Source organism: Streptomyces sp. NPDC007164 (assembly GCF_040634135.1).
Classification (GTDB): Bacteria; Actinomycetota; Actinomycetes; order Streptomycetales; family Streptomycetaceae; genus Streptomyces; species Streptomyces sanglieri.
The window spans coordinates 14,189-34,813 of record NZ_JBEYFB010000049.1; the positions used below are offsets into that span (position 1 = coordinate 14,189).

Genomic DNA, 20,625 nt, shown 5'->3' on the forward strand with positions numbered 1-20,625 from the left:
GGCGCGCCGGTCAGACGATCGGCGGCTCGAAGTCCCAGTACGGGCGGTTGCGCGAGCGGGCCGAGACCGTGTGGACGTGCTGGGCGCCGAGGGTGGTCGCCAGGTCGCCCAGTGCCTCGCTCTCGACCTTCTCGGCCCGCTGCCTCTCCCGTACGCCACGCAGGTCCGCGGCGTGGGCGATCCGGGCGGAGAGGGTCAGCGGGTGGGTCCGTCCGAGGGTCTCGGTCGCCCTGGCGATGACCGCGTCCGTCAGCGAGGCCGCGGATTCCGGGTCTCCCACCAGGTTGCGCAGCGCCGAGGCGTTGATGGCGCATCCCAGGGTCCAGGGGTGGTACTCGCCGACGGCCTGCGTCAACGCGGCGAGGGCCCCTTCCAGGAGGGCGTGGGCCTGGTCCCGCTCGCCCACGTTGCGCAGGATCAGGGCGTGGTTGGCCCGTGTTCCCGCCACGAAGGGGTGCTCCTCGCCGAGCATGTTCAGGTAGCCGTCGACGACCTTCTCGCTTATGGCCCTGGCCTGGTCGATGTCCGCGTGCTCGCGGGCGAAGCAGCTCTGTCCGGCCGCGAACATCATGGTCAGCGGGTCGTCCTCGCCCAGCACGCGTTCGCATCGCTCCAGGACCCGGGTGAACAGGGCCGAGGCCTTGGCGCGGTCTCCCGAGCGGTAGTGGCACAGCGCGAGGTTGTACTCGGCCCGCAGCGTCTGCGGGTTGTCGTTCCCCAGGACCAGCCGGTGCACCCGGGCGCTCTGGTTCTGGAGCGACAGCCCGTCGCTGTAGCGGCCGAGCAGACGCAGGTCGGTGGCGTACGTGGTCTGGGAGGACAGGGTCCAGTTGTGACGCTGGCCCAGGAACTGCCGACGGGCTTCCAGGGTCCGCTGGTTGAGCTCCAACGACTCCTGGTACCGGCCGAGGAGCCGCAGCGAAACGGCCAGGTTGTTCTGCGCGTTGAGCGTGCGCGAGTCCTGGTCGCCCAGCAGCTCGCGGTAGGCGGCGAGGACCCAGCCGGACATCTCCAGCGCCTCGTCGTACCGGCCGAGGCCGCGCAGGTCGGCGGCGAGGCCCCCGGCGGCACGCAGGTGCTCCAGGTCCTGTACGCCGCGCTCGGTGCGCAGATGGTCCACGGCGGCGCGTTCGATCGCTTCCGTGCCGGCGTAGTCACCGACGGCCCGCAGCAGATTGGCGTAGTGGTAGCTGAGGTCCCAGATCCTGGGGTGGTCCTCGCCGAGGAGTTCCCGCCAGGCCCGCATGGCGCGCTCGCCCAGCTTGATGCCTGCCCGGTACTCCCCCGAGAGGTACATGTAGCGCAGGCAGTTGAGCACCAGGGACTGCACCGCCGGGTCGGTGCTCCGGAGTACGTCGGCCCATTTCAGGTGCGGGGTGATCTCGGCGTAGGCGGGCCACAGGCGGGTGTCGGTGGGCCTGCCGGGGTCCGCGGCGGCGAGCGCCCGTCGGACCACGTCGATGAACTCCTTGCGGTCCCGCTCCGTCATGTCGTGGCCGACGATCTGGTGGACCATGCGGTGCATGTAGAGCGATTCGCCGGACGACGCCTCCTCGACGGCCGACTCGTGGGACTCCAGCCGGACCACGGAGTACTGGCGGAGCTGGGCGATCGCCTTGTTCCACAGCAGCGGGTCGTTCAACAGGCCGGAGACCTGTTCCGGCAGCTCGCCCGCGGGCATCTCCTTCAGCAGCCGTACGGGGATGGAGCCGGGTGCGAAGAAGCTGCACAGGCGGAGCAGGTCGACGGATTCGGGGACGGTGTCCTTGAGCTTGTTCAGCAGTATCGACCAGGCGGTCTGGAAGGCGAGCGGAAAGTCCGCGGAGACCTTGACGACGTTCTGGTCGATGCCGCCTTCGAGGAGTTCGATGTACTCCTCGACCGACAGGTCGGAGTCGTTCAGCCAGCCCGCGGTCTGGTCGAGGAGGAGCGGGAGGTCTTCGAGCGCCTCCGCGAGCCGGTCCGCCTCGGCGGGGCTCAGCCGCGGGGCACGGCGCCGGACGAAGGCGACCGACTCGTCCCTGCTGTATACGGGTACCTCGACGAGGTTGCTGTTGTGCTCGCCCCACTCCGGGTTGCGCGAGGTGATCAGGACGTGTCCGGGGCCGGTCGGCACCAGGTCCCAGATGTTCTCCGGCTCGTCGGCGCCGTCGAGGACGAGGAGCCAGTGGGAGTGCGGTTCGCCGCGGCGCAGCGCGTCGCGTACCGCGCGCAGCCGCTCGCCGTACTCGACGCCGGTGGACAGGCCCAGTTCGGGGGCGAGTTCGGCGAGCCGCTGGCGGTAGAGCGCACGCCGGTCGGCGGGCACCCACCAGACCACGTCGTACTCGGAACCGAAGCGGTAGACGTACTCCGCGGCCAGCTGGGTCTTGCCGACGCCGGACATGCCGTACAGCGCCACGACCCCGGCGCCGGACCCGGCGTCCTGGAGCGCCTGGTACGCCTTGTTCAGCAGTTCCTCACGCCCGGTGAACCGGGTGTTGCGGCGCGGCACCCCGCCCCACACCTCGGGGGTGTCGGCCGGGTACCGGGGGCCCGGCCGGTGCTCGACCGGCTCGGGCAGCGGGTCGGTGGGCAGGCCCAGACGGACGAGGAGGCGGCGCTCGGCCTCGTCGGCGCCGACGTTGGTGAGGTCGGCGGCGCCGAGGACGGAGGTGGCGCCGGGCAGGGCCGAGGTGGTGAGGCAGACCGCGGCGAAGCGGTCCTGGTCGGGGGCGACGACCTCGCGCAGCGCCCGGTTCCACTCGTCGTGGCCGCGCGGGCCGAGCTGGAAGTACCAGTCGCTGAGGATCAGCAGGACGCGGCCCCTGGAGAGCGTCAGGTCGCGCAGCGACTCCTCCAGCGGCACCTCCACCGGGGGGTCCCAGCGCTGCTGGACGACCGTCACTCCGCGGCGCTCCAGGCGGTCCCCGATCCAGGTCGCCCAGGCTCGGTTGAATCCGGCGAAACTGATGGTGACGGTTTGCGCCCCGGTTGCTCCAACTTGCCTACGCGTTCCGGGCATTCAACCGTCTCCCTGCCTCGATTCGAGCTTTGTCAACATACACCGGAGCCTGGTCGTTCCGGCGGACAATCCCGGGGTCTCGGACGGCCTTCACGGGCCGTTCCTCTGCTGCCATATCACCTTGGCGGTGGCCACGTACGCCTCCGCGCGCGCGAGGTGCCCCGCAGGAGGCGGACAATCGTCCAGACGGTGGTAGAGCGCGATCATCTCGTTGACCAGTATTCGGCCTTCGCGGGTCAGCGCCGCCGACCCGGCCAGTGCGGGGAGTACGGCGCCGACCTGTTCGCGGCATCGGGCGTGCTCGGCCCAGGCCAGGTCGCGGTGGGTGACGCGTCGCGCGCCGAGGGCGAACCGCTGCCAGTAGTCGGCGAGCGCGAGGTGCGAGTAGGCGCCCTGGAGGAGGCCGTCGAAGGGGCGGGGGTCGGGGCGCCAGGGGGCGAAGTGGCGCGGTCCGGCGTCCTCGTGGTGCAGCGGTACGAGGGCGCAGAGCGCGGCCAGCTTGGTGTGCTGGAGTTCGTGGACGAGGGTGGAGGCGAAGTACGCGGGGGTGGCCGGCCTGCTGCTGAGGACGGCGCCGAACGCTTCCCGCCTGGTGCCGCTGCAGTGGGCCGCGCTGTCGCCGGCGGTCCCGGAACCGGGTGGCGGGCCGAGCGGGACCAGGCAGCGCAGCAGGACCGCCACTTCGGTGAGCCGGTGCTCGCCGCCGATGCGGAGCAGTGGTGCCACCCCGGCCCAGGACTCGGCCCAGGTCTTGCGCGCGTGGTCGTCGACGCGGGTGGCGGTGCTCAGCCCGTGCGGTTGCGGTCCGCGGCCGTCGGTGCGGTACGGGTCCACGTCGTCCAGGGGTACGGGGCCGATGCCGTGCTGCGCGGCGGGCAGGGCGAGCACCGGCAGCCAGCGCGGGTCGGCCGATCCGGTCGTTCCGTCCGGGTGCGTGCGTGCGACGAGGGGCGGCCCGGCGGAGCTGTCACGCAGCGTCAGTTCACCGTCGGAGAAGGTGACATCGACCGTCCCGGACCCTTCGGGCGCCGCGCGCAGGGCGCCCAGGGTGGGCAGCGGCAGGAGCCCGTCGTGTGCGGTGAGCCGGGTCGTGAACGGGATTCCGGCACGGATCGCCGCCGCGGCCGCCAGGGCGCTCAAGTGATCCATATCTTCCCGGAGTTCGGGGCCGGGGGGCGGGCCGGGCGCGGGGCCCGGTCCGGCGAGGCCGCGCAGGCAGCGCTGCGCCCAGGGGCCCACGAGGGGGTGCAGCAGGACGGTGCGTACGGCGGTCCGGTCGGCGCGTTCGGCCTTCTCCAGCAGGGCCCAGTCCTGGCGGAGGCGGTCGAGGGCCCGGGGCGGGCAGACGGTCGTGGGGGCCGCCCCGGCCGCGTCGAGCAGGGCCCGCAGCAGCACGAGCCGACGGGTGTCCTGATCGCGTACGAGTACGCGGAGGGTGTCGGCGTCGCCCTCGGTGCGGCCGAGTTGACGCAGCATGTGGTCCGGGAGTGGGGGGATCATCGGCGTTCTCCTGCGGTTGCGTCGGACAGCCGGGCCGCGACATGGCGTACCAGCCGTTCGAGGTCGGCGCAGTAGACGGACGGGTTGGCGAAGCCGTTCTCTGCGCGGTAGCGGTGTGCGTAGTGGCCGCCGCCGCAGACGGTCAGCAGCGGGCAGGCCCGGCAGGTGGCGGCCAGCGCGTCGGCGCCTGCCCGGCGGGCGGCGACGCCGGGGTGGCGCAGGGCGTCGTCGAAGGTGTGGCGGAAGATGTCGAGCCCGGTGGCGGCTGCGGTGTCGTAGGCGGACTTGAGGGAGTCCACCTGCTCGATCGCCCCGTCGGTCTCGACCACGATCGCGTCGACGGGGTCGAGGCCGAGCGATTCGGTGGCGGCGGGCAGGCCCAGCAGCAGGGCGATGCACTCCTCGAAGAGCCGGATCCGGGTCTCCCGCCGTCCGCTGCGCCACCAGCGGTCGAAGACGGTGGTGAGCCAGTCGCCGTACGGGGTCGGGCGGCCGGACGGGGTGTCCGCGCGCGGCAGGCCCGGTGGGGGGTTCGTCCAGTTGCCGTGCGGCAGCAGCAGGTCCAGGGCCGGTGGGCGCAGGGCGAGCAGCGATTCGTACATCTCGACCGGGTCGGTCCGCGGGTCGACGACGGTGAGGATGCCCGCGTAGGCGTCGGGGTGGCGGTCGGCGAGGAGCCGGGCGCCACGCGAGGCGGCGGGCCAGGAGGGGCGTCCCGCGTGGTCGGTGCGCTGGGTGTTGTGGGCGGCCAGGCCGCCGTCGAGGCTGATGCCGATGCGTATGCCGTGCCGGGCGAGGGTGGTGGTGCGCGCTTCGGTGAGCAGCGTCGCGTTGGTCTGGACGGTGGTGTGGACGGTGCAGCCGGCGGGCGCCAGGGCACGTACCCGGTCGGCGAACGCGGCCAGCCGGCCGGCGCCCGCGAGGAGGGGTTCGCCGCCGTGCAGGACGAGGGCGGCCTCGCGCAGTCCGTGGGCCGCCGCGTGTTCGGCGATGCGGTGCGCGGTGCGGTCCAGGACGGCGGGTGCGGCGGCGGCCGGGCGGTCGCGCCAGGTGTGGTCGGGGCCCGCGTAGAGGTAGCAGTAGCGGCAGGCGAGATTGCAGCGGCCGTGCATCTTGACGATGAACTGCCCGAAGGCGGGCAGGAGTCGGTGGCCGTCGGGGCACGGGGGCGTTTTCGGCGTCGCCTGTCGAGACACTCCCGCACCCCCGTGCCGTTCGCATCCGCCGGCACGGCCCCCGTCGCCGCCCCGGGGCGAGTATCCCTGGCCTGTGGCGGCGACAAACCCGTGCCCTGTCACGATGTCCTGTTCAACCGGGCCCCCGGACCTGAATCGTGCGGCCGCGGCGCCCTTCTTCCGGGGCCGGGCCGCGAGCGGAGGGAGACTGCGGGCGTCAGAAGGAGTTGTTGAACCCCCACAGCATCTCCCGCGGCTGTTCGACCCGTCCGCGCAGATCCGCGACGACCTCGGCGAGCACCGGATGGTCCAGTGTCCGCAGCGATTCCAGATCGAGCGCCAGCAGGTCCGGCAGCGCCTCCGGTCCGCCGGAGGGAACACCCGACGGACCGCCGTCCGGGATGTCCTTGTGCACCGTCTCGCTCATCACGCCTCCCCGTAACATCCCTCGCGCCCGAGCCGGCGCGCTCGCCCTTGAGCGCCCGGTCGGGCCCGCGTGCCTGATGGTCTGTGCGCCGACACGGATTCCGCGTACGGCCGCCAATGTACGGATGCCCCGCAGGACCCGGGCTACGCCTTGCCGGACGTGCCGTCCACCCGGCGTCGGTCGTACGCCGGTCCCACGGTGGCGGCACTCCTCACGCCGCCCGCTTCCCCTTCAGCGCTCCAGCTCCGCCCAGCCGCCCAGCCGCTCGGCGGTCGGCGGTCGGCGGTCGGCGGTCGGCGGTCGGCTTCAACGCTCCAGCTCCGCCAGCCGCTCGGCGGTCGACTCGCCCGCGGATCCGCCGCCGTCCGGCAGCTTGCGCCATTCCTGGCGGGCCGCCCGGTATGCCTCGCGGGCCGCCCGGGGGCGTCCCGCTCGCTCGTACGTCATGCCCCGCCAGTGGTTGGCCGTGGCCCCCAACTCGATGGCCTGCCAGACCTGTTGCGGACTGTCCAGCTCCTCTTCCGCCGTGCCCGCCGCCTCCGCCGCGCCCCGGAACGCCTCGGCCGCCTCGTCGAGCCGGGCCGGGCGCCGGAGCACCCGGGCGGCGTCGAGGTGGGAGCGGCCCAGTTCCAGCCAGCAGTTCGCCTCGGTCAGCGGGTCGGCCGCTTCCTGGGCCGCGAGGCCGAAGAGGTGCTCGGCCTCGCGGAGGTCGACCCGGTCCTCGGTGGCCCGGTGCCGGAGCATCAGCGCGCGGCCCAGCATCAGGAGCCGCCCGGCCTGGCGGGTGCTGCCCGCAGGCGTCTCCGTACGGCAGTCGCGCAGTACCCGGATCGCGGCGCCGATGTGCGGGCGGCCGTCCGGCAGCCGGGCCCGGCGCAGCAGGGTGCCGCCCCATTCGGCGAGCAGGTCGGCGTGGGCCCGCGAGTCGCGGGGTACGCCCCGTGCGGCCTGGGCGAACCAGTCGGCGGCGGACACGAGTTCGTCCGGCTCCCCGGTGTGCTCGTACCGGGCGACGCGGATCCGGCCGGCCCTGATCCGGAGCGTGGCGAGCTGCCGCTGGTCGCGTACGGTCGCCAGGGCCTGCTCGACGAGTGTCGCGGCTTCGTCCGGCTCCTCGCCGGAGCCGAGCAGGGCGTCCACCAGGTCCAGCAGGATGCGCACCTCGGTGCCGAGGGTGTGCCGGCCGCCGCCCTGTCCGAAGGCGGTGCGCAGGGAGCGGGCGGCCTGGCCCGCGTACACCCGGGACTGTTCGGGGTCGGCGGTGGCACCGGCCAGCTTCAGCAGGGTCCGTCCGTGCGCCAGGGGCAGGGTGGTGGGGCGGTTCTCCTGGTCGGGCCAGGCATCGGCGAACGCCTCCAGCATTCCGCACGCGGCCTGGAGCAGGGCGGTGTCGCCGTCGAGCCGCCACTGCGCCTCCAGGGCCCGGACCCGTTCCAGGGTCAGCCGGAGGGCCTCGGCGGGGTCCAGGCCGGGGGCCGAGCAGGCGGCCGTGTACTCGCGGTCGGCTCGGCGCAGCAGTTCCAGTGCGCCGCGACGGTCGCCGCGCCGCCGCCGGTCGTCGGCCGCGGCGTGCAACACCTTGGCCAGTACGGCCCGTTCGCGTACCGCGGCGGGTTGTGCGGCGGCCCGTTCGGCGGCGTACTCGGCCTCGCGGAGCAGTTCGGCGTCGCCCTGGACCTCCCACAGCCGCAGTACGCAGCGGGAGTACTCCGCCCACAGCCCGGGGTCGGTGCCCGGCTCCTCCTCGCGTTCGGCGGCGCCGCGCAGCAGCTGCACCGCGTCGATGAGGTACTGCACCATGCTGTCCGCCTCGAACTGCCGCAGGAGGGCGCGGGCGCTCGCCACCGCCGCGTTCGAGGTCCGGAGGGGGCCCGGACGGCCGCCGCGTCCGGTCTGCGTCACGAACTGCTCGGGCAGGGGCATGAAACGCTCCAGTACGCGGACCGCGACCTCGGCGAAGGGGTGGGGGACGCGCGACCCGCCGCTTGCGTCGCTCTCCCCGTTCTCACCACCCTCCTCGATCTCCCCGTCGGGTGCGCCGTTCTCCGAGGGGCCCGCGCCGGAACCGGCCGGCAACGGCAGGTATCCGCGTGCGCGCGGGCGTTCACCGAGCTGGGCGAAGGCCAGGGCGGGGAAGTTCGGTCCGCCCTTCCCGAACCGCTGCTCGATGTACTGCGAACAGTGCTTGAGCACGAGCAGTGCCTCGTCGCGGCCCAGCGGGCCGAGCAGCGCCTCCCGGACGCCGGGCACGAATTCGTACCACTGACCGTCGTGCTCCCCGCCGTCCTCGTTCCTGCTGCGCGTCAGCAGTCCGCTGAGCAGCACCTCGGCGAGTTCGGAGGGGCCCGAGTGGGGCAGCATCGTGCGTTGCACCAGCTGCATCACCGGGAGGTGCAGCGGGGCCGCCGCGAGGTAGACGGCCAGCTGCCCGGCGGCCGGTGAGGCCGCCGAGCGGAAGCGGCTGACCAGCTGGAGCGAGGAGAGTCCGTCGCCGGCACGCTGCGCGGCCGCCGCCGGCTGATCGGCCCGCACCCAGCCGACCGCGCCGGAGATCTGCCCCGATCCGGCGCCGGACAGCAGCCGCGCCCAGGCCGCCAATGCCCCTTCCACCGGCGGGAGTACGGGTACGGCGAGGGCTCCGGGATGCACGGCGGGGCCCATCCCCGGCTGCTCCACGACCTTGAGCACGGCGGCTCCGCCGGGACCGTCGCCCCGGGACAGCGAACCGTAGGTGACCGGCAGCCTGGTGCGGTTCCACATCCGTTGCGGCAGCGGCTGGAGCACTGCGGCCGGGGCCTGCGCGGCCAGCTGGTGCAGCAGCCGGTGGGCCCGGCCGCTGTGCCAGAGCGGGCCGGCGCAGTCGCTGACCAGGACGGTGACGCGGCGGCCGGTCGGATCGCTCAGCCGGTCCGCGGAGTTCAGCGGCGCCGCGGCCGGGTCGGGACTGCGGCTCACCGCGGCCGCGCCGTCCGGGCCCTGGTGCAGATAGCGCGCCTGGACATCCCGGAATGCCCCCAACTGGCCGAATATTTGCTGGAGTTCACTGAACATTCGGTCCCACACCAGCATCGAGGACGAGGCGTCCATGACGCACTGCAGGACCGCCTCGCCCCGGGACACACCGCGGAACACCGGGAGGATCAGCCCCCCGGCGCGGGCGCTGAGTTCGGCGGTCGCCGTCTCGTCGAGGGTGTTGCGCAGGGGTGGCGAGGCGGGGTGGTAGCGCTGCAACGGCCGCAGTGCCCGCTGGAGTTGGAGGGGGGCGGGCAGCGCCGGGGCGGCGGGCACACCGAAGGTGAGCTCGGCCGTGCGCCCCTTCCGGGCACCGCCCGGCCCCGTGCCGGACGGGCCGCCGCCGGGGTGTGCGCGGCCGGCGGGGCCGGTGCGTGGTACGGGGTAGAGCGTGATCCGCCGGTCCGGGTCCCCGGGGTCCGCCCTCGGCGGGGGTTCGTCGCCCGGCACGTCGTGCGCGGGCTGCACGGGGGCGGGGTCGGGGGCGTCGGGCCGCCCGTCCGGGCGTTCCGGGGGGAGGCCGACGGCCGCGATGTACCCCTGCCCGTCGGCATCGGCCGGTGGCGCGTCCGGGTGGCGGGCCCAGCGGGCCAGCCAGAGCGCGTCGCGCAGCTGCTCGACGTCGGGGTCGAGCCCGGCCTCGCGCAGCCGCGCCACGAAGGCGGGGTAGAGCCCCGCGTCGTCGGCGCCACGCGCGTCGGGGGTGCCCTCGGGCACCGCGCCCGCCATCAGCACATCACCTCGGCCGGTCGAGGCGCTGGATGAGCAGGTCCGCGAGGCGGTCGCGGCCGGCCGGGGCCGCGGCGTCGGTGAGATAGATCGCGTTCAACAGCTGGTCGGTCGCGAGCAGTTCGCTGCGGGACCGCTCCAGGAAGTGGGCGATGAGGTCGTCCCCGGAGCGTGCCGCCTCGTCGCCGAGATGGGCGCGTACGAAGGTCGCGAGGCGCTGGTGGTCGGGGCGTCCGAGCTCCAGGTGGATGCAGCGGCGCATCAGGGGCGCCGGGAAGTCCCGCTCCCCGTTGCTGGTGAGCACCACGAACGGGAAGGAGGTGCACTGCACCCGGCCGCCCCGCACCTTCACCTTGTTGCCGTCGTCGTCAAGGACCTGCGCCTCTCCGTCGGGCAGCCGGTCGGCGATCCGCTCCAGCTCGGGAATGCCGAACTCGCCCTCCTCCAGCACGTTCAGCAGGTCGTTCGGCAGGTCGATGTCACTCTTGTCCAGCTCGTCGATGAGCAGCACCCGGGGCCGGTCCGAGGGCCGCAGCGCGGTGCCGAGCGGTCCGAGCCGGATGTAGCTGCCCACGTCGTCCGCGGCGCGGGCCCCGTCCGGGTCGGCCGCGGCGCTGTGCGCGGCGATCTGTACGTCCTGGAGCCGGGCGATCGCGTCGTAGTGGTACAGGCCGTCCAGCAGCGTCGTACGGCTCACGATCGGCCAGCGCAGCACCCGGCCGAGCCCCAGCTCGTGGGCGACCGAGTGGGCCAGGGTGCTCTTTCCGGCGCCGGGGGTGCCGGTGACCAGCAGTGGACGCCGCAGATAGAGCGCGGCGTTGATCATTTCGAGCTCCTCGGCGCCCGGCCGGTGGAGTTCGGCGATGTGCCGGTGGCCGCCGAGACGCCGGTCGGCGGAGCCGTCGCCGTCGGGCTCGTCGGGGGCCGGGGCGGCACGGCTCGCGAAGTCGCGCCAGGGCGGCGGCGGTGGCAACTGCTCGATGCCTTCGTGCGGTTCGCCGGCCCCTCGGTAGATGAGCCACTCGCTGGGTTCACTCATAACGTGTTCCTCGTCATCACTCGTCCGGCCAGGGGCAGCAGTCGAACGTGGTTCACCGTAGTCATCCGGGACAACCCTCGTAAGGGGGCTCACGGGGCCTGCAACAACGGGCCGGGCGGGGGCGGTTGCGAATCTCCGTAGACCAGCGCGATGCCGTCCGACCAGAACATGTCGGGGCGGCCGTCCCGCACCCCTTTCCTCAGCTCCTGGATCTTCCTCGGAAGCCGGTCGGCCACGACCGCCCCGTCGACAGTGTCGACGACCCGTAGGTGGAACTCCGTGCAGGACGCGGGCCGTTCGGCTTTCGGGCGCCGCCACAGGACGACGCCGAACCCGGCGTCGAGCACCCGCGCGACCCCCGCGACGCTCTGGGTGTCGTGCCGGCCGCCGTACCGGCAGAGCACCGGGACGGTCTCGTAGGGCAGTCCGCGCAGCTTCGCCGGCACCGGCACGGGTACCCGCATTTCGTCGTCGCAGTCGAGGACGGCGGCCCGGGTCGGGCCGCTGCGGAGGCGGTTCCAGCGGGCCTCGCGCTCCGGGACCGCGTCGTCGGACGGGTCGGGGCCCCTGTCCGTGCACCGTACGACCACCGGCCGCAGGACTCCGAGGGGCAGGCTGTCCGCGGGCAGCTGCCACTTCTCGACCTCCAGGTCGAACAGCCCCGAGGGCACCACGACCTGGAGGATCGCGGGGTTGTCGGGCTCGTCGCACATCCGGAACGCCTTCCCGAGGGAGGCGCCGAGCCTGGCCGGGAGTTCGTCGGCCCTGGTGCCCTGGTAGTTCTCGGTGACGGGCAGATCGACGGCCGAGAGGCGGGCGACGACCCGCCAGTCGTAGTGGTCCGGCTGCCATGCGCGGGGCTCCAGATGGAGCACGACGAATGTGGGGGCCTTCGGTGGCCGGACCGGCTCGTCGGCCGGTTCGGGCGTACGCAGGTGCCCGGTGCCCGGGGCGTACCTGCCCTGGTTCCGGAGCCTGGCCATCTCTCGGCGGAACGGCCGCCGCAGCCGGTCCTCCGCGGTCTCCCGCACCCAGTCCCACAGGGCGTCCTCGGCGAGCCGGGTGGAGGGCACCACATAGGGGCGTTCGGCGGAGATGGCGCTCATGCAGTAGCGCAGGACGCGCTCCAGCGCCTCGTCGCCCTCGCGTGCGTCGTACAGGACGCCCAGCCCGTCGCGCCAGCCCCGGGGGGCCGGGACGCCGACGGTCCGGTATCCGTACCCGAGGTCGCCGAGGATGTCGAGCAGGCTGCGGGTGCTGACCGGCGGAGGGAGCTTGGCGAGCCGTCCCAGCAGGTCGACGCGCTGCTGCGGGGTGAGCGCCGGGCCCGCCACCGCGCCCAGGTCCCGCTGGACGTCCGCCCAGGTCTCCTCGTCGTCCACGGGGTTGTTGTGCCGGTCGGCGTGGTAGCGGTCGTGGGCGTGGAACACGGCCTGGTACGGGTCGTCGGACTCGGCCGTGGCGGCCCGGACCGGCACGGGCAGCGTGCGCAGCCGCTCCACACCGATCGCCGTACCGCCGTCGGTGTCGGTGGAGCGCGACTTGAGTACGCCGACGACCTCGCCCCGGGCCAGGTCGACCACGGGTCCGCCGGACATGCCCGCGTACAGCTGGCTCGCCTCGATCAGCACCTGTTCGTCGCCGTCGGCCCAGTCGTCGACGGTGCCCACCACCCGACACTCCCGGCCGAGCCGCTTGAGCGCCCCCGCTCCGCCGGCCGCCCAGCCCGCGAAGTAGTACGCGCCGCGGTTCATGCCCGTGGAGCGCTCGCTGAGGTACACACAGGGGTGTTCGACGGGCCGGACCAGCTGGATGAGCGCGAGATCGGGGGCCGGCCAGCCGCCCGTGCCGGGCCGTTCCTCGGGCAGGGCCGCCACGACGGTGCCCCCGACCCGGACGGCATCGCCGCCGCGAGCGGTCTTGTAGACCACGTTCACCAGACGCCCCCTCCCCTCCATCGCCACGTGCGCGCACGTGAGGACCCAGCTCGGAGCGATGAAGAAGCCGCTCCCCAGGAAGTCGCCGTCGGATCCTTCAGGGGCATACCCGGGCTCCGGACGATGGATGCGCACCGTCGCGTCCTTCACGAGGCTCATCAGCGCGGCTTCCGCCCCGTTCGGCCCCTGCCACGCGCCCCCGCCCGGCGGCTGCGTCACGATCCGCTTCCGTCGTCCGGCGCGGTACCGCCCGCGTGCGCCGGTGCGCCGGTGGATGCCCCGGCGGCCGGATCGGTGGCGGGCCGCGCCGCCGGTGGGGTGGCAGGAACGGGAGAGGAGGGTGGGTCGAGCGGCGGTCCGCCGCCGTTCCACGTCAGCGTGACCTTGATCGACCCCTTGGCCTCGCCGTCCGCGAGCAGCCCGACGACCTTGCCGGACTTCGCGGTGAGCTCGATGCCGAACTCGACGCTCACCTCGTCGGGCCGCACGGACCGCAGCGGCTCGGCGAGCGAACGCGCCACGCTGGTCACGACCCCTTGCAGGCTCTCGACCCGGGCCTGCACCCGATCGGCGATGTTCCCGGCGCCGATGTCCGTGAACGACGGGCCCGGTCCGGGCTGCGCCAGCTCCTCGGCGCCGGAGATCCGCGCCCAGACCTCCGTACCGTCGGGCATCTCAATGCGCGTAATACGGGCGTCACTGTCACCCATGAAACCCCCCGTTCCCCAACTACCCGCAGGCTAACGGCAGTCCGCGTCCGATGCGAGGTACATGGACGGGTACGCGGACCAGGACGCGGGGGTGACGCCGGCCGGTTCTCGGCGGGATCGCGGGGGTGGTGCGGGCCGGTCCGGACGGGTCCCGAAACCGCCGCGACGTACGGTCCGGGGACCCGCTCCCGGCCTTCGGAGGGCTGTCACCAGGCATTAGGCTTGCCGCATGTACTTCACCGACCGCGGTATCGAGGAGCTGGAGAAGCGGCGAGGCGAGGAAGAGGTCACTTTCGAGTGGCTCGCCGAGCAGCTCCGTACGTTCGTCGATCTCAATCCCGACTTCGAGGTGCCGGTCGAGCGCCTCGCGACCTGGCTGGCCCGGCTCGACGACGAGGACGACGACGAATAGTCACGCGCGTGGCCACTCGCGCCCGTCCACCGTTTCCCCGGCACCCCTGATCCGGTCGTAGGCGAGCCCGAGCGCCCCGTGCGCCAGCAGCAGCGCCCCGGCGAGCACCCATCCGCCGCCGCGGTGTCTGATCCCCCGGAGAACCAGCGGCAGTCCGGCGGCGAGCTGGGCACCGGCCAGCATCCGGGCCCTGGGGCCGCGCATCCAGGGGCCGAGGCGACTGCTCTCGACCGCGTCGAGTTCGGCCCGCACCGCCCCGCGCCAACCGGTCCAGGCAACCGGTTCCGCCTCGGGCCGGTCGTCGGCCGCCGCGTACAGCCGGTCGCCGGGCGTGTCCGGGTCCAGGCCGGGCGGCAGGACCAGCCCGATCCGGGTCAGTACGGCGAGCAGCCCGCGCAGCCGGATGCGCGCGTCGACGTCCGGGTCCGGGCGGGTCAGCTCTTCGAGCGCCTGGACGTCCAGTACGGGGTCGAGGCCGAGGCGCTCGGCGAACGTGCGCATGGCCTCGTCCTCACCGGCCGGGGTGCCGTCCGCGAGCCAGACGTAGCCGACCGGGCGGCGGAAGCCGGCGGCGAGCGTGCAGCCGGCCCGGTCGCCGTCCCACCACAGGGCGAGCACGGGCCAGGTCGAGCCGACCGCGAGCGCGGTGGCCCAGCCGGACACGACCCGGTCGACCGGCTCCGCGACGTCCGCGACACGGATACCGGGGCCGGGGCCGGGACCGCGGCCGACGCCGGGACCGGGCCCACGCCAAGGCCTTCCCTCGGGTACGAGGACGGACCACCCGTCTCCGGCGGGGGCGAGCAGCATCCGCTCGCGCAACAGGGTGGCCACCGGCCGTACGGCCTCCGGTTCGGCCCGGCACAGCAGCAGCGCCCCCGCGGGAGATGTCGCATTCATGTCTCACACGCTAGGGCAATTTGCCCACATTAGGCGCTCTTTGATCCCCCGAGGATCGCCTGACGGGCCACCCGAGCACTACCTGACGACTGGTCGAGGACCGCCTGACGGCCGGCCGAGGACTGCCTGACGACCGGCCGACGACCTGGAGCGGCGATTCCCCGATGAGCCACGGAGGACATCGCGACGCGCCTTGACTTCCCCGTTCCGCGATATATCGTGTTGTTCAAGAGACGCGATATGTTGCGTCACGCCGCACTCCCCGGGAGGTCAGATCCGTGCCTGCGTCGACATGGGCCATCGCCGAGCCCCAGAAACTGACCTTCGACGCCCCCGTGACGTCGCTCAATGTGCGCATCGTCGGGGGCGCCGTCAATGTCGTCGGCACCGAGGAGCCGACCGCCCGGCTGGAGGTCTCCGGGATCGAGGGTCCACCGCTGATAGTGACCCTGGAGGACGGCACACTCACTGTCGCGTACGAGGACCTGCCCTGGCACGGCTTCCTGAAGTGGTTCGACCGCAAGGGCTGGCACCGCAGCGCGGTCGTCTCGCTCGCCGTGCCGACCGGCGCGGCGGTGGAGGTCGGCGTCGTCGGCGCGGGCGCCGTCGTCTCCGGGATCCGCGGGCGTACGGACGTCCGGGGCGTCACCGGCGACACCACGCTGGTCGGGCTGGCGGGGCCGGTGCTGGCCGAGACGGTCTCCGGCAGCATGGAGGCCCAGTCGGTCACCGGCGAGCTCCGCTTCCACTCGGTCTCGGGCGATCTGACGGTCGTCGAGGGCGCCGGGGCCTCGGTACGGGCGGAGTCGGTCAGCGGCAACATGGTGCTCGACCTGAACCCGACCGGTAAGCCCACGGACATCCGGCTGACCACGGTCTCCGGCGAGGTCGCCATCCGGCTGCCGCACCCGGCGGACGCGACGGTCGAGGCCAACACCGCGAGCGGCTCCGTCTCCAACGGGTTCGAGGATCTGCGGGTCAGCGGCCAGTGGGGCGCGAAGAAGATCACCGGCACGCTCGGCGCCGGGACCGGCAAACTGCGCGCGACGACCGTCTCGGGCTCGATCGCCCTGCTGCGCCGCCCACCGGCCGAGGACGGTCCGTACGATCCCGAGCCGACCGGAAAGGTGCTCTGACATGCCCCCCGTATTCGCCCACGGCCGCCTCCGCCTCTACCTGCTGAAACTCCTCGACGAGGCCCCTCGCCACGGCTACGAGGTGATCCGGCTCCTGGAGGAGCGCTTCCAGGGGCTGTACGCCCCCTCGGCGGGCACGGTCTACCCGCGCCTGGCCAAGCTGGAGGCCGAGGGCCTGGTCACCCATGCCACCGAGGGCGGCCGCAAGGTCTACTCGATCACCGACGCGGGCCGCGCCGAGCTGGCCGGCCGCACGGGCGAACTGGCCGATCTGGAGCTGGAGATCCGCGATTCGGTCGCCGAGCTGGCCGCCGAGATACGGGACGACGTGCGCGGCGCCGCCGGCAAGCTGCGCAGCGAGATGCGGGCCGCGGCGCACGAGACCCGGCACACCGGTGCCGGTGCCGGTGCCGGTGCCGACTCGGGATCGGGATCGGGATCGGGCCCCAAGGGCGACTGGGAGTCCGCCTTCGGCGACCTCGGGGACTTCGGCGACAAGGAGGCCTGGCGCGCCGCCAAGGAGGAGCTGCGCAAGGCCAAGCAGGAGTGGAAGGAGCAGGCCCGCCGGGCGAAGGACGAGTCCCGCCGCGCCCGCGAGGACGCCCAGCAGGCCCGCCGCCAGGCCAAGGAGGCCCAGGACAGGGCGCGCGAGCAGATGCAGAACGCCGCCCGGCAGGTCCAGGAGCACTTCACCCGGGGCGACTGGCCCTCGGGCGTACGGGAGGGACTGGCCGAGATCACCGGCCAGCTCGGCGGCTTCGCCAGGACGGGCACATGGCCCCCGTACGCAAAGCCGGAGCCGGCCGACACCGACACCGACACGGACACCGACTGGGGCAAGGACATCCCCCGCACCGGCGACCCGGCCCGCGACCTGGACCGGCTGCTCGACCGCTTCCGCGACGACATCCGTGACACGGCCCGGGACAAGGGCGTCACGGAGGACCAGCTGACGGAGACCCGCCGCCAGCTGTCGACGGCGGCGGCCCACATCGGGACACTGCTGCGGAAAGGCAACGACGGGCCGAAGTGACGGGGCGGGGCCGGTGGTCCGGGTACCGGGACCGGGGACCGGGTTCGGATTCGCGTTCGGGATCGGAGACCGGGACCGGGGACCGGGTTCGAGACCGGGCTGGACGGGGGTCAGCCCGCCTTCTTGAACCGCTCCCCCTCCCCTTCCTCCCCGCCCCCGTACAGCGCGCGGTTCACCGTCCCGTACGTCGCGCCGTGCGCGGCGAGCACTTCGGCGGCCACGCCGGGGCAGGCGGTGAGCGCCAGGAGGAGGTGTTCGTCGCCGATGAAGCGGTCCCCGCGCCCGGCCGCGATCCGCAGCGACCGGGTCAGGATGCCCTTCGCCCCGCGACCGAACGGGCGGCGCCGCGCACCGCGTCGCCGGGCCCGGTCGAGCGCTCCCTCCCCGTGCGCCTCCTCGACGCGGGCGACGATCTCGGTCACATCGATGCCGAGACCGGCGAGCGCGTCGGTGTCCGCCCGGGTCAGCCCGCCGTGGCGGCGGGCCGTGGCCAGCTCGGCCTCGACGGACGCGCGACGGTCCACCAGCCCGAGCGAGGCGGCGGCGAAGGCGGCCCGCCCCTCCTGCCGGTCCAGCAGCGCGAGCAGCAGGTGCTCCTCGGTGACCGATGCGGCATCGGTCCGTTCGGCATGGGTCACGGCGCTGGTCACGACTTCCCGGGCGCTCCTGGTGAATCGTTCGAACATCACTGCCTCCCGTACTTCTTGTGCACGGCCTGCCTGCTGACGCCCAGTTCGGCCGCGATCTCCTGCCACGACCAGCCCTGCACGCGGGCGCTCCTGACCTGTACGGCTTCGAGCTGCTCCAGCAGCCGGCGCAGCGCGGCGACCGCCCGCAGCCCCACCCGGGGGTCACGGTCACCGGCACGCGCGGCGAGATCCGTCGCTTCAGTCATGACGTCAACATAGGTTGACACACCCTTGCCTGTCAACCGTGATTGACAGGCAGGGGTGTGCGGGGTGCGCCGTGCGGACCGTTCAGCCGCGCGCCGCCCCGGTCACCGTCACCGTGACCCGCGCCCCCTTGCGGGCGTGAACGCGCACCTCTCCCCCGTGTCTGCGGGCCTCGGCGCGGCCGTCCACCGAAACCCGCCACCGCCCGGCGGCCGGCGGCAGCGAGATCTCCGTGGTGCCGCGGCGGCCCGCCGTGTAGGTGAGCCGGTAGACGCGCGCATTGTCGTCGTACGTGTCCAAGTGGACGGTTCCGGCGACGGCGGGTGCGTACGGCGTGGCGGTCCGGTCCTTGTTGGCGGCGAAGGCCCCGTTCTCGTCCAGGGCGCAGTAGCCACCGCCGTAGCACCAGACATAACCCGCCCAGCCCGAGCTGTAGCGGCTCAGGGAGGCCATCGCGTCCCGGTAGAAGCGGCCCATCCGCGGGAGCCGGTTGTTCAGCGGGCCCCATTCGCCGACGACGACCGGGATCCTCCGCTGCTTCGGGTACTCCGTGACGGCGGCCTCGTACGACTCGATCCAGCCGGCCGCCGGATCGTAGTCGGCGCCCGCCTCCATCGCGGTGTTGTAGAAGTGCGGGGCATAGACGGTCCGGTGGTCCCTGATCGCGCCCAGTCCGGTGGGCACGCCCTCGCCGACGATGGGGGTGGGCTCGACGAACAGCCAGTTGGTGCGGTCGGCCGAACGGACCGCACGGGCCAGCCGGTTGTACATCGGGGTGAGCTGTTGCGCCTCGATGCGGCGGGCGGCCGCCGGCAGTTCCTCGCCCTCCCGGAGCTCCCCCATCGGCTCGTTGATCAGGTCGTAGCCAAGGACGGCGGGGTGGCGCCCGAAGCGCTCGGCGAGGACCTGCCACATCCGCGCCTGGGCGCGCTGGAGGTCGGGGTCCTCGTAGAGGTGGGTGAAGGCGCGCTGCACGGCGGGCTCGAAGTACTCCGAGAACCAGTCGTCGGGGTGCGGGGTGAAGGGCAGCCCGTCGGTGCGGGTCGCCCAGGCCGGGATGCCGCGATGGCCGAACGCCGGGCCGAAGACGTCCTGGTGGGCGTCGAGCAGCACCTGAATGTCGTACTTCCGCGCCCAGTCCAGGACCCGGTCGATGCGGCGCAGATACTCGGTGCTGTACCGGCCCCGGGTCGGCTCCAGGTCGTCCCAGAAGATGAGCAGCCGGGCGAAGTTGAAGCCCTTGGCGTGCAGATCGCGGAAGTGCTTCTCGGTGATGGCGGTCAGCGCCCGGTCACCGCTGTTCGCCTTGTCCTCGACGTTCCATCCGCGCAGGGTGAGCGTGCGGCCCAGATCGTCGGTGAGCCGGGGAATGCCGGTCCGTTCGGGTGGCGCCGGGTGCGCGTCGGCGGCGGGGGCGAGGGCCCCCGCCGCGAGTACGAACGAAGTGACGATCGAGGTGAGTACGCTGCCCATCCGCATCCGCGTCCGCGTCCGTATTCGCATGGCGCAGATCAGAGCAGCTCACCCCGTACTCCTCAAGAGCAGGTGAGCACAATCTTTCCGAACTGGTCGCCCGCCGCGAGCCGTTCGAACCCCTCGCGGGCCCGGTCCAGCGGCAGCACCTCGTCGATGACGGGCCGCACGCCGGTGGCCGCGCAGAACGCCAACAGGTCCTCCAGCTCGTCCTTGGAGCCCATGGTGGAGCCGACCACCTTCAGCTCCAGGAAGAAAATCCGGGTCAGCTCGGCGTGCGAGGGCCGGTCGCCGCTGGTCGCGCCGGAGATGACGAGCGTGCCGCCGGGGCGCAGCGACTTCACGGAGTGGGACCAGGTGGCCGCGCCGACCGTCTCGATGACCGCGTCGACACGCTGCGGCAGCCGCGCGCCCGGCTCGAACGCCTCGATGGCGCCGAGCTCGACGGCCCGCTTGCGCTTGGCCTCGTCGCGGCTGGTGGCGTAGATCCGCAGCCCGGCCGCCCGGCCGAGCACGATCGCGGCGGTGGCGACACCGCCGCCCGCCCCCTGGACGAGGACCGAGTCGCCGGGGCGCACCCCGGCATTGGTGAAAAGCATCCGGTACGCGGTGAGCCAGGCGGTCGGCAGACAGGCGGCCTGCTCGAAGGTGAGTTCCTTCGGCTTGGGCAGCACGTTCCAGCTGGGGACGGTGACCTGCTCGGCGAAGGTGCCCTGGTAGCGCTCGGTGAGGATGGAACGGGGTTCCTCCGGGCCGACGCCGTGGCCGGTCTGGCCGATGACGGAGTGCAGGACGACCTCGTTGCCGTCCTGGTCGGTCCCGGCCGCGTCGCAGCCGAGGATCATCGGCAGCTTGTCCTCGGCGAGGCCGACGCCGCGCAGGGACCAGAGGTCATGATGGTTGAGGGAGGCTGCCCGGACGTTGACGGTGGTCCAGCCGGGTCGCGTCTCGGGAGCGGGGCGCTCGCCCAGATCGAGGCCGTTGAGGGGCTGGTCGCGGTCGATGCGGGATGCGTAGGCGGCGAACATGGCCCCGACGATAGGCCGGGCACGGGCCGGACGTAACCGGTCACCGGTGTGACGCGCGCCGCGAATGCAAGCCCCTCCGGCGCTAGAGGAGCGGAAGTCCGGGGCAGCGCACCACGCACCCCAGCCCCTCCGGCGCTAGAGGAGCGGAAGTCCGGGGCAGCGCACCACGCACCCCAGCCCCTCCGGCGCTTGAGGAGCGGGGGCCCGGGGGCAGCGC

General features: G+C 73.3%; 16 protein-coding genes. 3 read left to right on the top strand and 13 right to left on the bottom strand.

Annotated elements, in window-relative coordinates; genetic code table 11:
* Window positions 1-10: 10 nt before the first annotated feature.
* The 8 genes from fxsT to ABZ622_RS35225 form a co-directional block, all read right to left on the bottom strand.
* A complete protein-coding gene (gene fxsT, locus ABZ622_RS35190; protein WP_360550326.1) occupies window positions 11-3,004 on the bottom strand; it encodes an FxSxx-COOH system tetratricopeptide repeat protein in 2,994 nt (997 codons plus the stop codon).
* Window positions 3,005-3,094: 90 nt separating this feature from the next.
* A complete protein-coding gene (locus tag ABZ622_RS35195) occupies window positions 3,095-4,504 on the bottom strand; it encodes an HEXXH motif domain-containing protein (protein ID WP_360550328.1) in 1,410 nt (469 codons plus the stop codon).
* On the bottom strand, window positions 4,501-5,646 hold the full coding sequence (locus ABZ622_RS35200; protein ID WP_360550373.1) for an FxsB family cyclophane-forming radical SAM/SPASM peptide maturase: 1,146 nt from the start codon (window positions 5,644-5,646) through the stop codon (window positions 4,501-4,503). The genes ABZ622_RS35195 and ABZ622_RS35200 overlap by 4 nt, the downstream gene beginning before the upstream one ends.
* A 250-nt stretch (window positions 5,647-5,896) precedes the next feature.
* On the bottom strand, window positions 5,897-6,106 hold the full coding sequence (fxsA, locus tag ABZ622_RS35205; protein WP_360550330.1) for an FxSxx-COOH cyclophane-containing RiPP peptide: 210 nt from the start codon (window positions 6,104-6,106) through the stop codon (window positions 5,897-5,899).
* A gap of 306 nt (window positions 6,107-6,412) precedes the next feature.
* Complete coding sequence (locus ABZ622_RS35210) at window positions 6,413-9,847, bottom strand: SAV_2336 N-terminal domain-related protein (protein WP_360550332.1); 3,435 nt, start codon at window positions 9,845-9,847, stop codon at window positions 6,413-6,415.
* A 7-nt stretch (window positions 9,848-9,854) separates the two neighbouring features.
* Window positions 9,855-10,886: a MoxR family ATPase gene (locus ABZ622_RS35215; RefSeq protein WP_360550334.1), complete on the bottom strand. Its 1,032-nt coding sequence runs from the start codon at window positions 10,884-10,886 to the stop codon at window positions 9,855-9,857.
* Between the two features lie 89 nt (window positions 10,887-10,975).
* A complete protein-coding gene (locus ABZ622_RS35220; protein ID WP_360550336.1) occupies window positions 10,976-13,042 on the bottom strand; it encodes a trypsin-like peptidase domain-containing protein in 2,067 nt (688 codons plus the stop codon).
* Entirely contained in the window at window positions 13,039-13,533 is a 495-nt protein-coding gene (locus tag ABZ622_RS35225) for a CU044_2847 family protein (RefSeq protein WP_360550338.1), read from the bottom strand. Before ABZ622_RS35225 ends, ABZ622_RS35220 begins: the two co-directional genes overlap by 4 nt.
* 229 nt (window positions 13,534-13,762) lie before the next feature.
* Here ABZ622_RS35225 and ABZ622_RS35230 point away from each other — a divergent pair, with 229 nt between their 5' ends.
* Window positions 13,763-13,945, top strand: a complete 183-nt coding sequence (locus tag ABZ622_RS35230) for a DUF6104 family protein (RefSeq protein WP_019075209.1) — start codon at window positions 13,763-13,765, stop codon at window positions 13,943-13,945.
* On the opposite strand, the gene ABZ622_RS35235 is transcribed toward ABZ622_RS35230, so the two are convergent.
* Entirely contained in the window at window positions 13,946-14,845 is a 900-nt protein-coding gene (locus ABZ622_RS35235; protein ID WP_360550340.1) for a hypothetical protein, read from the bottom strand.
* A 278-nt stretch (window positions 14,846-15,123) separates the two neighbouring features.
* Between ABZ622_RS35235 and ABZ622_RS35240 the strand changes: the two genes are divergently transcribed.
* Together ABZ622_RS35240 and ABZ622_RS35245 are read left to right on the top strand one after the other, a co-directional pair.
* Window positions 15,124-15,981 carry a DUF4097 family beta strand repeat-containing protein gene (locus tag ABZ622_RS35240; RefSeq protein WP_360550342.1) on the top strand — a complete coding sequence of 286 codons (858 nt, stop codon included), beginning with the start codon at window positions 15,124-15,126 and terminating at the stop codon, window positions 15,979-15,981.
* A 1-nt stretch (window position 15,982) separates the two neighbouring features.
* The gene (locus tag ABZ622_RS35245) at window positions 15,983-17,014 is read left to right on the top strand and encodes a helix-turn-helix transcriptional regulator (protein WP_360550344.1); all 1,032 of its coding nucleotides are present in this window, start codon (window positions 15,983-15,985) and stop codon (window positions 17,012-17,014) included.
* Between the two features lie 110 nt (window positions 17,015-17,124).
* Here the strand turns inward: ABZ622_RS35245 and ABZ622_RS35250 are convergent, their stop codons facing one another.
* From ABZ622_RS35250 to ABZ622_RS35265, 4 genes are all read right to left on the bottom strand, one after another.
* Entirely contained in the window at window positions 17,125-17,700 is a 576-nt protein-coding gene (locus ABZ622_RS35250) for a Clp protease N-terminal domain-containing protein (RefSeq protein WP_360550346.1), read from the bottom strand.
* Window positions 17,700-17,909 carry a sigma factor-like helix-turn-helix DNA-binding protein gene (locus ABZ622_RS35255; protein ID WP_114249297.1) on the bottom strand — a complete coding sequence of 70 codons (210 nt, stop codon included), beginning with the start codon at window positions 17,907-17,909 and terminating at the stop codon, window positions 17,700-17,702. The genes ABZ622_RS35250 and ABZ622_RS35255 overlap by 1 nt, the downstream gene beginning before the upstream one ends.
* Before the next feature lie 82 nt (window positions 17,910-17,991).
* On the bottom strand, window positions 17,992-19,386 hold the full coding sequence (locus tag ABZ622_RS35260) for a cellulase family glycosylhydrolase (protein ID WP_360550375.1): 1,395 nt from the start codon (window positions 19,384-19,386) through the stop codon (window positions 17,992-17,994).
* A 56-nt stretch (window positions 19,387-19,442) separates the two neighbouring features.
* Window positions 19,443-20,408, bottom strand: coding sequence for a zinc-binding dehydrogenase (locus ABZ622_RS35265; RefSeq protein WP_360550349.1), 966 nt, complete (start codon window positions 20,406-20,408; stop codon window positions 19,443-19,445).
* Window positions 20,409-20,625: the final 217 nt, after the last annotated feature.